We start from the raw sequence: 14,043 nt of genomic DNA on the forward strand, positions 1-14,043 counted from the left end.
CTTTCAACCCGCCGGTCTGTTTCCCCGGCGGCGTTTGCGAGCGGCTTCAATTTCCTCGCTCAGATGTTTGATCGTCTCGCGGTCGATGATGCGGATATTGCGCGCCAGAAGATTGGCAAGCTCCGTCGCCTGCGGCGACAGGCCCGACGTGTCGATCACCACACGCGGATGCGACACGGCGGCGAGGTTCTGCAATTCTTCCGCCTCGTCCCAGATGATGTTGAAATAGGTGATGATGCGCTGAAGCAGGTCCCAGGTCGGCTGGCCGCGCCGTCCGTGTTCCAGCGCCGACAGATAGGCCGGTGAAACGCGAAGTGCCGCCGCCATTTCCTTCTGCGTCACCCCCCGCTCTTCCCGCAACTCGCGCAGGCGTATCCCAAATGGCGTCATCGCGGCCTGTTTCCTCCGGGCAATATCTGCTGTGCCGTGTTCTGGGTCTGGCGGCGAAGCCTTACATAAAGGGCGCCATGCCCGCCATGGTGACGCGCCGCATCCTCATAGGCGCTGACCAGAAGCCTGAACAGCGGCGTGGAGAACCAGTGCGGCACCGCCTGCCGCAAAATGCCTTCGCTGCCGAATGAACGGCCCTTGCCGGTGATGACCATGACGTGGCGCAGCCCGCGCGCATGGGCGCTGACCAGAAATCCGTAGAGCAGGCCGTGCGCTTCTCCCTGCGTGAGACCGTGCAGGTCGATGCGCGCTTCAATATCGACGCGACCCTTCGCAAGCTTTCGGTGCGTCGGCTTGTCGAGCGACTGAACCTGCATTTCGCTGAGCGCCGAGAGCCCCTTCTTCGGCTTGCCCGCCTCTGCCGCAGGCTGGACCTTCGCCTTTGCCGGGCGCTTTTCTTCTTCCGCCATCAATGTCTTGAAATCGGGAAGCTCGTCCGGTTCCGCCTTCGGCTTTACCAGCGGCTTTGCGGTTTTCGCGACCATTTCCCATAAGATGCGGTCTTCGGGCCGCAGATAGTCCTTTTCCGGCTTGTCGGTCGCGCGCGCCATCCCGTTCAAGCCCCCAGAAGGGTGCGCGGCACCAGCGCATAAAACTCGGCATCGTTCTTCACGCCGCCGGCGATCTCGCCCGCCGCATCGCCCGAACCGGCGAAGAGATCACCCCGGGCAGGGCCGACGATAGCCGTGCCGGTGTCCTGTGCGATCATCAGCCGCGCAAAAGGCTCTCCGTCAAAGACGGTGACAGTCGGCGCGCTGACGTGGATCGGCGTCCCGAATGTGTGCAGCAATTTGTCGACGGCAAGCGAACGCCCGGCGGTGAGCGGAACTTTTGCGGCGGCGACGGGGCCGGCATCCGGATCGTCAACCGGCGCTTCGCGGAAGAAGATATAGGACCGGTTCTGCCAGATGAGATCATCGGCCCTGTCGGGATGTTCCGCCAGCCAGCGGCGGATCGCCTGCATCGAAATTTCAGAAGCCGGGATTTCGCCATCGGCGACCAGAATGCGGCCAATCCCGGTAAACGGATGGCCAGTCTTGGCCGCATAGGTGATGCGCAGCACTTGGCCATCGCGCAGTTTCAGACGCGCTGCACCCTGCACATGCGCGAAAAACGCATCGACCCGGTCGGCGACGAAAGCGATTTCCAGCCCGCGCCCGGAAAGGCTGCCCCGTTCGATCGCCCGGCGGTCGTCATATTCCACCAGACCGTTTTCCGTCCGGCGCGCAAAGGCAAAGGACGGATCGAAACCCTGTGGGCGATTCTCGTCCGTCACCTTCACGAGGTCGTCCGGCTGGCGCAGGAACGGCACCTTGAAACGGTCGTCGGCTTGAAGCGAGGCTTCGATCTCTGGCTCATAGAATGCGGTTACAAAGCCCTTTTCCGTATCGGGCACGATGCGGCAGGGGAGAAAATTCCGTTCGAAGAAAGCACGCGCTTCTTCCATGCCCGGATTATCGAGGCTGCGCGCAGCGGCAAAGACCGGCTGCAGCGCTTCGAAACCAATGCCGAGACTGCCGCTTTTGTAGGTCTGGCGGGCAGCATGGTCGGCTGAACGGCGAAATGCAGCAAATGCGGCGGACTGATCGTCCCGGTTCCAGCCCGGACAATCGGAAAAAGCCACCGGGCGCAAAATCCTCGCCAAGCCGTTCATCGCCGTATCCGTCTATCATGCATAAACAAAAAGGCCGCTGCGTTGGGTCAGCGGCCCGATTCACAAGCTTTTTCTTAATCTTCCGCTTCGGTCGCGACAAGCTTCCAGTTCGGATCGCGCGACCGCGTATCGCGGGCAAAGGTCCAGAGGTCCTTGATTTCGAGGACGTTTTCCGGATCGCCGTCGATCAGCTTGCCGTCCTTGTCATAAGTAGAGGAAATCATCTGGCTGACGATGTTGACCGTCACATGCGCTTCCGATCCCTTCATCTCGGCGCCGGTGATTTCCGCCTTGTCGATGCCGACGAAGGATGAACGCACGCTCTCGCCGCGGGCCTCGCGTTCATCGATGGCCGAAACGAACCCTTCATAGACATCCTTGGAAAGCAGATTCTTCAGAACCTTGCGATCGCCATCGGCAAACGACATCACGATCATTTCATAGGCGATCTTCACGCCATCCACGAAGCTGGCCGGATCGAACGAGGGATCGGCGGCATAAATCGCGCGCAGGCCGTCATTGACGGGCGTGCCGGCCGGAGCGGCCTTGTCGATGGCGGTGAAATCCTTTTCGCCCGTCCTACGCGGGAGGGAGACGACATTGTCGGTCTCGCTGCCTGCCGGTGCAGCATCGGCACTGCGCGCGGACGTATACGGATCGAAGGGCGGTTTTTCGTTTCCGGTACGACGGCCAAGAACATTCCTCAGCTGGAGAAAGATGATCACCGCTGCGATGAAGAAGAATATCGTGCCAAAATCAAAAAATTCCATGCCGCCTGCCGCTGATTGAAGGAACCGGCGTTGCGCCTTTCCTATCCCTGTCTGTATTCCATACATATAGATCGGCTTACGTCATCATTCAAATCCCGATCACGCGTACCTATTTGATATTGCATGACAGACAGTTTCAATTTCGTTCCGAACCTCAAAAAGTTACAATTCAGGCTAGACTGAAACCCGGAACCAAACAACAAAGGTCGTACCTCCGTGTCCCCCTCTTTCGCCCCTTTCATCCTGCTGGCGATGCCTTTCATCGAAATTGCCGGTTTCGTCATCGTCGGCAGCAAGATCGGCGTTTTCGCGACTCTGGGCCTTGTCATTCTGAGCGCAATGCTGGGTTTCTTTCTGCTGCGCGTGCAGGGCATCGGGCTTTTGCAGCGCATTCGCACCGAAACGGCAGCCGGGCGCGTCCCGGACCGTGAAGTGGTGCATGGCGCCATGCTGGTTCTGGCGGCGATCCTGCTGATCGTGCCGGGCTTTGTCAGCAGCGCCGTCGGCATCCTGCTGTTCGTTCCCTTCATTCGGGATTTCATGTGGGAAAAATTCATGCGCGGCCGCATGGTCGTCGCCACGTCCACGCATTATTCGACCGGTTACGGGCAGCAGCGCCCCGGCCAGAATCCGCGCCAGGACCATATCATCGATCTCGATCCCGAGGATTACACCACCAGGCCGAACGAAAACTTGCCCGGGAAAGACGACCGCAAGGATCATTGAATACGCAAATACTAACCTAAAAAGCCTTTCTTGCCTCATGCCCGCGCACATGCTAGCCAAACATTCCGACCTTTCGGGGCAGCGCAAGCGCAGCTTGTGCCCGAGGGGCCCAAATTTTAATCACCGATAGAAGGCATACCGATAATGAGCGATAAGGCCGCGGGCGAAGTAAAGAACGGCAATGGCGCGACGGCCGAGCCGTCCCTCAACATTCTGGCGCAATATGTGAAGGACCTGTCCTTTGAAAGCCCGGGCGCGCCGCTGTCGCTGCGCCCGCGCGAAAAGGCGCCGTCCATCAACATCAACGTGAACGTCAACGCCAATCCGCTTTCCGAAACGGATTTCGACGTCGTGCTGACGCTGGAAGCCAAGGCCGTCGACGGCAAGGACGTCCTCTTCAACACCGAACTCGTCTATGGCGGCGTGTTCCGCATTCAGGGCATCCCGCAGGAGCACATGCTGCCGCTTCTGTTCATCGAATGCCCGCGCCTCCTGTTCCCGTTCGCGCGCCAGATCATCGCCGACGCAACGCGCAATGGCGGCTACCCGCCACTGATGATCGACCCGATCGATTTCGCGCAGATGTTCCAGAGCCGTATGGCCGAAGAACAGGCCAAGTCCGCCGTGAAGAGCTGATCGCAGGCTTCATCAAGCAAAAAGCCCGGTTTCGACCGGGCTTTTTCGTTTGGGGGATGAGTGGTTCCAGTGAAAAAGGAATCGTGGAACCGCTCTGAATATTTGTTTTGTCGCGTTATCCAACGCAAAACCGTTTCACACTTTTGCTGGAAATGCTCTAACTATTTGTTTTATCGCATTATCCAACGCATCGAAGCGGGATAAGAAATCAGTCCAGTGAACTGATTTCCCCCCGTAGACGTTTCACACTTTTGCGGGAAATGCTCTAGGACAGATATTTCTTCCAGATGGCCTTGTCGCCGAGCCTGGCCACAAGTGCTGCGTGGGCCGCGCGTTCCTCATCGGAAATGCGCGGGGCAAGCGGCCTTGGGCGCGCCGCAAGGATGATGGCCGCGCCGCTGTCGCCTGCATTGCTGCCGCTTGCGGTCCCCCCGATGCTGAGGCCAAGCGCCGTCTGCTTGCCGCCGATCAGCTCGATATAGACTTCCGCCAATATCTCGGAATCGAGCAAGGCACCGTGCAGGGTGCGGTGGCCGTTCTCGATGCCGTAGCGTTTGCACAAAGCGTCGAGCGAGTTCGGCCCCATCGGGTGCTTGCGGCGGGCAAGCGCCAGAGTGTCGACAACGCGTTCCACCTGGATTTCCGCCTGTCCGAGCCGCGCCAGTTCGGCATTGATGAAGCCAAGGTCGAACATGGCATTATGCGCGACGAGCTTCGCACCGTCGAAAAATTCGAGAAACTCGTCCAGAATTTCCGCGAATGTCGGCTTGTCCAGCAATTGTTCGTTGCTGATGCCGTGCACCGCAAGCGCCTCGGCATGAACCTGACGCCCCTGCGGGTTGATGTATTTATGGAAAGTGCGGCCTGTGGGAAACTTGTTGATCAGTTCCACGCCGCCGATTTCGATCACGCGGTCCTCCAGTCTTTCCAGACCGGTGGTTTCCGTATCGAAAACGATTTCACGCATTGAAGAACCTCTCGGGAAGAATCTCGTATAGCTATAGCATGGCGCTGCCGGTCATTGCGCAGTGACTGCCGGCTTTCCACTCAATTCGGCAATGATCTCGTTAATCTGGCGGCGCAGATTGTCGAAACTGCCGCTCGTATCGATGATGAAATCTGCCCTTGCGCGCTTTTCGGCATCCGGCGTCTGGCGGGCGAGAATGGCATCGAGCTTTTCCTCGCTCATGCCCGGTCGTGCCAGCACGCGCGTGCGCTGCACCTCGGCGGGGGCGGAGACGACCACGATCTTGTCCACACGCTTGTCGCCGCCGGTTTCGAAAAGCAGCGGAATGTCGATCAGCGCCAATGGCGCGCCCGTTTCCTGCGCATTGCGGCGAAAGGCTTCCTCTTCCTCCCGCACCAGCGGATGAACAATAGCTTCCAGTCTTTTAAGGGCCTCCGGTTTTCCGATGACGGCAGCGGAAAGCTTTTCCCGATTGACCGAACCGTTTTCGACACTGCCCGGAAACGCAGCCTCGATCAGCGGCGCGGCGCGGCCGGAATAAAGGCGATGCACCGCGTCGTCGGCGCTATAGATCGGCACACCGGCTTCGGCGAACATGTTCGCCGCCGTTGTTTTACCCATCCCTATGGAGCCGGTTAGTCCGAGGATGATCATGCTGTCTGTTCCAAGATCGCCATTTCACGACGGCCTGACGCTTTTTGATTCAGATACCAGAGCGCCAGCCTTTTCCATATCCGCCAGAATATGCTCACGCAGGGCTTTCGTCACTTGCGGCCTTTTGCCGAACCAGCGCTCGAAGCCCGGAACGGCCTGATGCAGCAGCATGCCAAGCCCGTCCACGGTGGTCAGTCCGGCCTCTTCGGCTTTCTTCAGGAAGGGGGTCTGGAGCGGCACATAAACAATATCGGTGGCGACCGCCTTTGGTGACGCCTTGCCGAGATCGAGCGGAAAGGTCTCGCCCTCGTCATGGCCGCTCATGCCAAGCGATGTCGTGTTGACGATCAGCCCCGCGTCCGAAACCAGATTCTGCGCCGCGTCCCAGCCATGCGCCGAGACGCGCGGTCCAAAATGGGCAGCGAGATCCTGCGCCCGGCTCACCGTGCGATTGATGATGGCGACTTTCGTGAAGCCGCGCGTCAAAAGCGCATGGACGATTGCCCGGCTTGCGCCGCCCGCACCCAGAACAAGGGCGCTGTCGGCCTTGTTCCAGCCGGGAGCCGATGCATCGAGATTGGCGGCAAATCCGTAAGCATCCGTATTGCCGCCATGAAGCCTGCCGTTTTCGAGCCAGAGCGTGTTGACCGCGCCGATGGCCCTGGCGGCATCATCCAGACTTTCCACGGCGGCAAAGGCTGCTTCCTTGTGCGGAATGGTGACATTGCCACCGGCAAAACCGTTTGCGGCAAGCGAGGAAGCGAAGGCGGCAAAGTCCTCTGGCTTCACCTCTACCGCCTCATAAGAACCGTCGATCCCCAGTTCGGCGAGCCAGAAACCGTGGATCAGCGGCGAGCGCGAATGTTTTATGGGAAAGCCTGTGACAAAAGCCTTCTTCGTGACTTGATCAGCCATCGATCAGTTTTTCCTTCCGCAGTTCAGCCAGCAGCGGCAGGAGCGGCAGACCGACGATCGTGAAATAATCGCCATCGATCCTGTCGAAAAGCTGGATGCCGGGTCCTTCGACCTGATAGGCGCCGACGCTGGAAAGCGCGGCGTCGCCGACGCGACCGAGATAGCGCCCGACAAAGCCCGGATCGAGGTCGCGCATCGTCATGCGGGCAATCGAAACGTGACGCCACAGGGTCTCGCCATCCTTCACCAGCACGACGGCGCTGTTCAGCTGATGGGTCATGCCGGAGAATTTCAGGAGCTGGCGGCGGGCTGCTTCCATGTCGGCGGGCTTGTGGAAAATCTCGTCGCCCAGCGACAATGTCTGGTCGCAGCCGATCACCACCGCGCCGGGGTTCTTCTCGCTCACATCGAGCGCCTTCGCCTCGGCCAGAACCTGCGCGACTTCCTCCGGCGTGGCGCCCGTTTCGTAAAGCGGGGCTTCCACCGCGCGCTCGTCGATCTCCGCGCTTGCCGTCGAAAACTCTATGCCGGCATTTTTCAGCAAGGCCGAACGGAAAGGGCTTTTGGAGGCGAGGATGAGGTCAGACATGATCGAGATCCCTTCTGTTCGTCTTTTCGCGCAGCAAAGCGAGGATAGCCGCCGCGGTTTCCTCTATCGACCGGCGCGACACATCGATGATCGGCCAGCCGTGCCGATTGCATATATTACGCGCATAGGCCAGTTCTTCCGAGATGGAAACGCGGTCCGTATAAAGTCCGGTATCCAGCGACGGCACATTGCCGAGCGGCCGGTTCTGGCGGATTTGCGAAATCCGTTCGGCCGTCGCAACCAGCCCGACGATCAATGGTCGTTTCGTCGTGAAAAGCACCTCGGGCAGGGGAATGCCTAGCACGATCGGAACATTGGTGGCCTTGATGCCGCGATTGGCCAGATAGATGCTCGTCGGCGTCTTGGACGTGCGCGAAATGCCGACCAGAATGACGTCGGCTTCCTCTATATCGAAGGGCAATTGCCCGTCATCATGTTCCATCGTGAAGTTGAGCGCGTCGATCCGCCGGAAATAATCGGCATTGAGGACATGCTGCGCGCTCGCACGGCGATGCGCCGGCGCGCCGAGATAGGATTGGAACGTATTGAGCACCGGCTCCAGCACGGAAACGCTCGGCACGCCCATTTCGGCGCAGGATTCGTCGATGATCGCCGCCAGTTTCTGGTCCACGATCGTGTAGAGAACGATGCCCGGCTCCGCATCGATGCCTTCGAGAACCTTGCGCAGCTGCTTTTCGGTGCGGATCAGCGGGTAGATGTGCTCGATGGCGCGCGCATTGGCATATTGCGCCGCTGCCGCACGGCCCGCCGCCAGGAGAGTCTCTCCGGTCGCATCAGAAATCAGATGAAGATGAAAGTAGGAAAGCGGTCTGGTCACAGTTTTGTTGCCCTCCTGTTGACGGCTGTGCGTAAAGGCCGAACGTCTTCCACAAGCCATGGCAGGCCGTGGGAAACTTGGCAAGTCATCCACAGCGGGCGAACATGTGGCGAGCGGTCATCAACAAATGTGGACAAGACTCACGAATCCGCGAAAGCCCGCCTTTATTCCCAGCTTTTCCACAAATGCGCATGAACTGCGTCAATTGGTAACCTCTTATATTAAAAGAGGGAATTGAGTTTTCATTGTTTTTGGTCAGACTATCGGTGAATGATTGCACAGGATGACATGACCGCATGGAAACTGTGGGGAAAAACAGGACAGACCTTAATCCCCGATTCCAACAGACTCTAAGAATCAAAAGATTCTTGAATCATCCTTTCTTTATGAGAACCGCATTGGATAAGTTTCAGACCAAGGACGGTTGAGGCAACACACAGGGTGGAATGGAAAAGACATGAAGCGCAAAGTCTTGAGAGTGATCGACGGTGAAGCGATCTTCCCACCGCCCATCTGGATGATGCGCCAGGCTGGACGCTATCTTCCCGAATATCGCGAGACGCGGAAAAAGGCCGGGAGCTTTCTCGACCTCTGCTATTCGCCCGATCTGGCTGTCGAAGTGACGCTTCAGCCGATCCGCCGGTTTGGCTTTGATGCAGCCATCCTGTTTTCCGACATTCTCGTCATCCCCCATGCCCTTGGACGCGACCTTCGCTTTGAAGAAGGCAGGGGACCCTTGATGACACCGATCGATGCCGACGAGATTTTCTGGCTTGAGACCGAAGGCGTCGCCAAACGGCTGGAGCCGGTCTATGAGACGGTTCGGCTGCTGCGCGAGCAGTTGCCCGACGAAACCACGCTGCTCGGCTTCTGTGGCGCTCCCTGGACCGTTGCGACCTATATGATCGCCGGTCATGGAACCCCGGACCAGGCGCCCGCCCGTCTTTTCGCCTATCGCTTCCCGGAAGCCTTTGAAAAGCTTCTGAACGATCTTGCCGATGTTTCCGCCGAATATCTCATCGAACAGCTCGAAGCCGGTGCCGATGCGGTGCAGATTTTCGATTCCTGGTCTGGTGTTCTGGACGAGGACTGTTTTGAACGTTTCTGCATCCAGCCCGTTGCCCGGATCGTCCAGAAGGTGAGGGCAGTCTATCCCGAAGCCCGCATCATCGGCTTCCCGAAAGGGGCAGGGATGCTTTATGCAGGCTATCGCGAGAAGACCGGCGTGGACGCCCTCGGTCTCGACTGGTCCGTTCCCCTGTCCTTTGCCGCTTCCCTACAGAACGAGGGCGCGATACAGGGCAATCTCGATCCGTTGCGCGTGGTGGCCGGCGGCAATGCTCTCGATGAGGGCGTGGACGCCATTCTGGAGCGTCTCGGCCAGGGACCGCTGATCTTCAATCTCGGGCACGGGATCACGCCGCAGGCGCCTGTTGAAAACGTGCAACGCATGATCGACCGTATTCGCGGAGGAAAATCATGAGCCAGACAGCTCCGGAAAATCGCGGTTCTGCGGTAGCCATTCGCACCGTCGTCGCGCTCGTCGTGGTGGCGCTGGGCGTCTGGGCATTGTTTCACGTGAATCCAGCCGACGCCTATCTCTGGGTCAAATCGCTGCACGTGATCGCGGTCATCGCATGGATGGCGGGCATGCTCTATCTGCCGCGCCTTTTTGTCTATCACACCGCCGCGAAACCCGGTTCCGAAACATCGGAAACCTTCAAGGTGATGGAAAAGCGGCTTTTGCGCTTCATCATCAACCCGGCCATGATCGTCACCTGGATCGCCGGCCTGTGGATGGCGTGGGAAATCTATGGTTTTCAGGGCGGCTGGCTGCATGCGAAGTTGCTGCTCGTCGTGCTGATGTCCGGCCTGCATGGCTATCTGTCGAAATCCACGCGGCTTTTTGCGGAAGACCGCAACACGCGCTCGGCAAAGCACTGGCGAATCATCAATGAAGTGCCGACAGTTTTGATGATCCTGATCGTCATACTGGTGATCGTGAAGCCGTTCTGATCTGGAAACGACTTCAAAAAGAGACCCAGTGTGTGGCGAAACCGGAATTTTCTCGAAGATGCCCGTGAAAATGGAAATTCCGGTTTCAAAAACCGCACCGGCAACACCCTGAATTCGTGTGGTTTGCGGATTTGAAGTGATTGATGACCTGTCCATTTGTGGGCAAGATGACTTCAAATGCACCACACGACCCGGTTTCTGCCATTTTTCTGTTGCAGAAATTTCGCGCTATCCCTACATGAGACTTGCTCTCCATGCTGCAAATCAGTATGTAGTAAGCCTCTTCCCTTCAAGACAGCAGGCCTTCGATGCCGGTCACAACTTCATGTGGCCACCTTTCCGAACAACTGCATTTTCTCCCTACATTTTAAAAGAGTTCCTCATCCATGCAGGAAATGAAACTACAAGAACTGAAGAACAAGACACCGGTGGAGCTGCTGGCTTTTGCCGAAACGCTTGAGGTCGAAAACGCGAGCGCCATGCGCAAGCAGGAACTGATGTTCGCGATCCTCAAGAAGCTGGCGGCCCAGGACGTCGAAATCATCGGCGAGGGTGTCGTCGAGGTGCTGCAGGATGGATTTGGCTTTCTGCGCTCTGCCGACGCCAACTACCTGCCGGGTCCTGACGATATCTATATTTCTCCCTCGCAGCTGCGTCGTTTTTCCCTCAAGACCGGCGACACGGTCGAAGGGCCGATCCGCGGTCCCAAGGAAGGCGAACGTTATTTCGCGCTGCTCAAGGTCAACTCGATCAATTTCGAAGATCCGGAAAAAATCCGGCACAAGGTTCACTTCGACAATCTGACGCCGCTCTATCCCAATGAGCGCTTCAAGATGGAGCTGGAAGTTCCAACCTCCAAGGACCTGTCACCCCGCGTCATCGATCTGGTGGCGCCGCTCGGCAAGGGCCAGCGCGGTCTCATCGTCGCTCCGCCCCGCACCGGTAAGACCGTCCTTCTCCAGAACATCGCCCATTCGATCACCGCCAATCATCCGGAATGCTATCTGATCGTTCTCCTGATCGACGAACGTCCGGAAGAAGTGACCGACATGCAGCGCTCGGTGAAGGGCGAAGTGATTTCCTCGACCTTCGATGAACCGGCAGCGCGTCACGTTCAAGTGGCTGAAATGGTCATCGAAAAGGCCAAGCGCCTTGTCGAGCACGGCCGCGACGTCGTGATCCTGCTCGATTCGATTACTCGCCTTGGCCGCGCCTACAACACCGTTGTGCCGTCTTCCGGCAAGGTTCTCACCGGCGGTGTGGATGCCAACGCATTGCAGCGCCCGAAGCGTTTCTTCGGTGCCGCGCGTAATATCGAAGAAGGCGGTTCGCTGACCATCATCGCAACCGCGCTGATCGATACGGGCAGCCGTATGGACGAAGTGATCTTTGAAGAATTCAAGGGCACCGGCAACTCGGAAATCGTGCTCGACCGCAAGGTGGCCGACAAGCGTATCTTCCCGGCCATGGACATTCTCAAGTCCGGCACCCGCAAGGAAGACCTGCTCGTACCGCGCGCCGATCTGCAGAAGATTTTCGTTCTGCGCCGTATCCTCGCGCCGATGGGCACGACCGACGCAATCGAATTCCTTATCGACAAGCTGAAGCAGACCAAGAGCAATGGTGAATTCTTCGATTCGATGAATACCTAAACCTTGCTCGATTGTAGCGTTTCAGAAACGCCGCGCGGGAAACCGTCGCGGCGTTTTTGTTTCACGATGTTTTGCCGAGCAATAGCCGCAACGCGTCGGCGTTTTCAACGGGCGGCAGGCACACATGCCCCTTGCAGAACCAGGCTGACGGACGTTCCGTCTCAGCCGTTCCGCCGGTGGGCAATTCTATAGGCTTGCCGGGCTCGAAACGCACGAACTTGTCGACACGGCGGGGATCGGGATTTCGATTCGCCATCGAAACAAGTTCTCCGGCATCGTCTTCACTCGCTACGACCAGGGAGAGCGGTTCGGCAGCAAAACGCGCGGCATTCAATATGCCGATCTGCCCATATTGCTGGGCGAAGGCTCGCCCGAGCGCCTGTTCGATCAGCGCCTCATTGCTTTGATAAAGCTCGATATTGCCCGTCGCCAGAAACAGTCGGGTCAGCGCTTCGATGATCTGGCTCGTGGCACTGGGTATCGCTTCATCATAGTCGCCATAGGCGTGCAGGATGACGTCATCAGCGTCCAGCGCCGAGAGGCGATAATTCCCGGTGCCATCCTTGTGAGCCTCATCGAGCGCCTGCTTGAACTTCAACGCGTCATCAATATAGGACCGCTCGCTCGTTGCTTCATGAAGGGCGATGGCCGCGTTGATCATCGCCGCATAATCGGTTGAAAGGGCAGGGTAGAGAAGCGAATTTTCCATGCGGCAATGGGCGATGCGGCCATCGCGGAAACTGCTCATTGTGGCGCGATAGGCATCGACCGCCAGATTGATCCAGTCCTGCCTGCCGAAGCTGCGGCCTGCTTCGGCCAGCGCACGGATGGCAAGCCCGTTCCAGTCGGTCAGCGCTTTCTCGTCCCGTCCGGGGCGTGTCCGCAATTCGCGACGCGCAAGCAGTTTCTGGCGCGACGCTTCTATCATCGGGGGCAGGATAGCGCCGTCATCGACCGCATGAAGGCGGTTCAGGAGGTTGTGGCCTTCCCAGTTTCCGCCCTGCGTGACACCGTAATAGTCCTTGAAGGCTTTGCTGTCCTCGCGGAGCGCCTCATCGATTTCCTGTTCGCTCCAGACGTAAAACCGTCCTTCTTCGCCCTCGCTATCGGCATCGAGACTGGAGGCAAAACTTCCATCGGACAGGCGCATTTCCCGGACCAGCCAGTCAACCGTCTCTTCGATTCGCAAACGAAACAAATCATTTCCGGTCTCGGCAAAAGCGTAAGTCGCATGGCGAATGAATTGCGCATTGTCGTAGAGCATTTTTTCAAAATGCGGCACCAGCCATTCGGCGTCCGTGGAATAGCGGCAGAGCCCGCCACCCAGATGATCATATATCCCGCCCTGCAGCATCACTTTCAGCGAAAGAAGAAAATTGTCGCGATGCGTTTCATTGCGGCCATAGAGCCAGGACAGCCACAAATTGTCCATGAAAGGCGCATTCGGGAACTTTGGCGCTCCCTCAATCCCGCCGCGCACCGGATCGATCAGGCTGCCTATGCGTGTAGCGATCTCGTCAAACCGCTCCACCTCGTTGGTAACCGGGGCGATCTGGGCCGCAAGCCTGCCTTCCAGATGGTCGAACACTGCTTGCGCATTATGGTTAATTTTCTCTTTATCCTTGTTCCAGAGATTATTGACCGCGTGCAGAACATCGACAAAACCCGGCATGTTGTAGCGCTTGTGCCGGGGGAAGTAAGTACCGCCCCAGAAGGGTTTGCCATCGGGGCGCAGAAACATGGTGAGCGGCCATCCGCCCTGCTGCCCCATTGCTCCCAGTGCCGCCATATAGATCTGGTCGATGTCGGGCCGTTCCTCGCGGTCCACCTTCACATTGACGAAGAGGGCGTTCATCACCGCGGCTACATCCGGGTCTTCAAAAGACTCATGCGCCATGACATGGCACCAGTGGCAGGCGGCATAGCCGACCGAAAGCAGAATGGGCCGGTCCAGCTCCTTCGCAGCATCCAACGCTTGCCTGCCCCAGGGCTGCCAGTGAACGGGATTATCGGCATGCTGGCGCAGATAGGCGCTCGGTTCATCGGCAAGGCGGTTGCTGCCAGCGAGGGCGTTGCGGTCGAACTCTGTCATAAGGCTTTTCTTTCACTGTGCGAATGAATATGCCATTCCTTCAGCACGCGTTGGCTGCATTGTCCTTATGATTATAGGTCAGGA

15 protein-coding genes are annotated in these 14,043 nt (G+C 58.2%); 5 read left to right on the forward strand and 10 right to left on the reverse strand.

All coding sequences use genetic code 11. The features are described from left to right. Nucleotides 1–3 precede the first annotated feature (3 nt). The 4 genes from ACOWVS_RS10820 to ACOWVS_RS10835 all read right to left on the reverse strand — a co-directional run bounded on the left by ACOWVS_RS10820 (nt 4) and on the right by ACOWVS_RS10835 (nt 2,874). Nucleotides 4–390: a helix-turn-helix domain-containing protein gene (locus tag ACOWVS_RS10820; protein WP_006468057.1), complete on the reverse strand. Its 387-nt coding sequence runs from the start codon at nt 388–390 to the stop codon at nt 4–6. Beyond that, the gene (locus ACOWVS_RS10825) at nt 387–1,001 is read right to left on the reverse strand and encodes a Smr/MutS family protein (RefSeq protein ID WP_006472845.1); all 615 of its coding nucleotides are present in this window, start codon (nt 999–1,001) and stop codon (nt 387–389) included. Before ACOWVS_RS10825 ends, ACOWVS_RS10820 begins: the two co-directional genes overlap by 4 nt. A 5-nt stretch (nt 1,002–1,006) precedes the next feature. Continuing rightward, nucleotides 1,007–2,104: a murein transglycosylase A gene (locus ACOWVS_RS10830; protein ID WP_063619806.1), complete on the reverse strand. Its 1,098-nt coding sequence runs from the start codon at nt 2,102–2,104 to the stop codon at nt 1,007–1,009. A 74-nt stretch (nt 2,105–2,178) separates the two neighbouring features. Beyond that, complete coding sequence (locus tag ACOWVS_RS10835; protein WP_006472846.1) at nt 2,179–2,874, reverse strand: Tim44/TimA family putative adaptor protein; 696 nt, start codon at nt 2,872–2,874, stop codon at nt 2,179–2,181. A 216-nt stretch (nt 2,875–3,090) separates the two neighbouring features. Here ACOWVS_RS10835 and ACOWVS_RS10840 point away from each other — a divergent pair, with 216 nt between their 5' ends. Together ACOWVS_RS10840 and secB are read left to right on the forward strand one after the other, a co-directional pair. Next, nucleotides 3,091–3,600, forward strand: a complete 510-nt coding sequence (locus tag ACOWVS_RS10840) for an FxsA family protein (RefSeq protein WP_063619805.1) — start codon at nt 3,091–3,093, stop codon at nt 3,598–3,600. A gap of 144 nt (nt 3,601–3,744) precedes the next feature. Beyond that, entirely contained in the window at nt 3,745–4,236 is a 492-nt protein-coding gene (gene secB / locus ACOWVS_RS10845) for a protein-export chaperone SecB (RefSeq protein WP_006468052.1), read from the forward strand. 265 nt (nt 4,237–4,501) lie between these two features. Here the strand turns inward: secB and dnaQ are convergent, their stop codons facing one another. From dnaQ to ACOWVS_RS10870, 5 genes are read right to left on the reverse strand one after another with little or no spacing between them, the layout of a single operon-like run. Beyond that, nucleotides 4,502–5,203, reverse strand: coding sequence for a DNA polymerase III subunit epsilon (dnaQ, locus tag ACOWVS_RS10850; RefSeq protein WP_021587547.1), 702 nt, complete (start codon nt 5,201–5,203; stop codon nt 4,502–4,504). 51 nt (nt 5,204–5,254) lie between these two features. Continuing rightward, on the reverse strand, nt 5,255–5,857 hold the full coding sequence (gene coaE / locus ACOWVS_RS10855) for a dephospho-CoA kinase (RefSeq protein ID WP_063619804.1): 603 nt from the start codon (nt 5,855–5,857) through the stop codon (nt 5,255–5,257). A gap of 24 nt (nt 5,858–5,881) precedes the next feature. Next, nucleotides 5,882–6,772: a shikimate dehydrogenase gene (locus ACOWVS_RS10860; protein ID WP_063619803.1), complete on the reverse strand. Its 891-nt coding sequence runs from the start codon at nt 6,770–6,772 to the stop codon at nt 5,882–5,884. Next, entirely contained in the window at nt 6,765–7,361 is a 597-nt protein-coding gene (locus tag ACOWVS_RS10865) for a Maf-like protein (RefSeq protein WP_006468048.1), read from the reverse strand. Before ACOWVS_RS10865 ends, ACOWVS_RS10860 begins: the two co-directional genes overlap by 8 nt. Beyond that, nucleotides 7,354–8,199, reverse strand: a complete 846-nt coding sequence (locus tag ACOWVS_RS10870) for a pyruvate, water dikinase regulatory protein (protein ID WP_006471003.1) — start codon at nt 8,197–8,199, stop codon at nt 7,354–7,356. The genes ACOWVS_RS10865 and ACOWVS_RS10870 overlap by 8 nt, the downstream gene beginning before the upstream one ends. Before the next feature lie 457 nt (nt 8,200–8,656). On the opposite strand from ACOWVS_RS10870, the gene hemE reads away from it, so the two are divergent. The 3 genes from hemE to rho all read left to right on the forward strand — a co-directional run bounded on the left by hemE (nt 8,657) and on the right by rho (nt 11,867). Continuing rightward, nucleotides 8,657–9,682 (forward strand): uroporphyrinogen decarboxylase, encoded by a 1,026-nt coding sequence (gene hemE, locus ACOWVS_RS10875; protein WP_063619802.1) that lies wholly within the window; start codon nt 8,657–8,659, stop codon nt 9,680–9,682. Further along, nucleotides 9,679–10,215 (forward strand): protoporphyrinogen oxidase HemJ, encoded by a 537-nt coding sequence (gene hemJ / locus ACOWVS_RS10880; RefSeq protein WP_021587542.1) that lies wholly within the window; start codon nt 9,679–9,681, stop codon nt 10,213–10,215. Before hemE ends, hemJ begins: the two co-directional genes overlap by 4 nt. Before the next feature lie 386 nt (nt 10,216–10,601). Next, a complete protein-coding gene (gene rho / locus ACOWVS_RS10885) occupies nt 10,602–11,867 on the forward strand; it encodes a transcription termination factor Rho (RefSeq protein ID WP_006468044.1) in 1,266 nt (421 codons plus the stop codon). Between the two features lie 61 nt (nt 11,868–11,928). Here rho and ACOWVS_RS10890 read toward each other — a convergent pair whose 3' ends face one another. Then, nucleotides 11,929–13,959 (reverse strand): thioredoxin domain-containing protein, encoded by a 2,031-nt coding sequence (locus ACOWVS_RS10890; protein ID WP_063619801.1) that lies wholly within the window; start codon nt 13,957–13,959, stop codon nt 11,929–11,931. Nucleotides 13,960–14,043: the final 84 nt, after the last annotated feature.

This window comes from Brucella sp. IR068, assembly GCF_049065885.1.
GTDB classification, from domain to species: domain Bacteria; phylum Pseudomonadota; class Alphaproteobacteria; order Rhizobiales; family Rhizobiaceae; genus Brucella; species Brucella intermedia.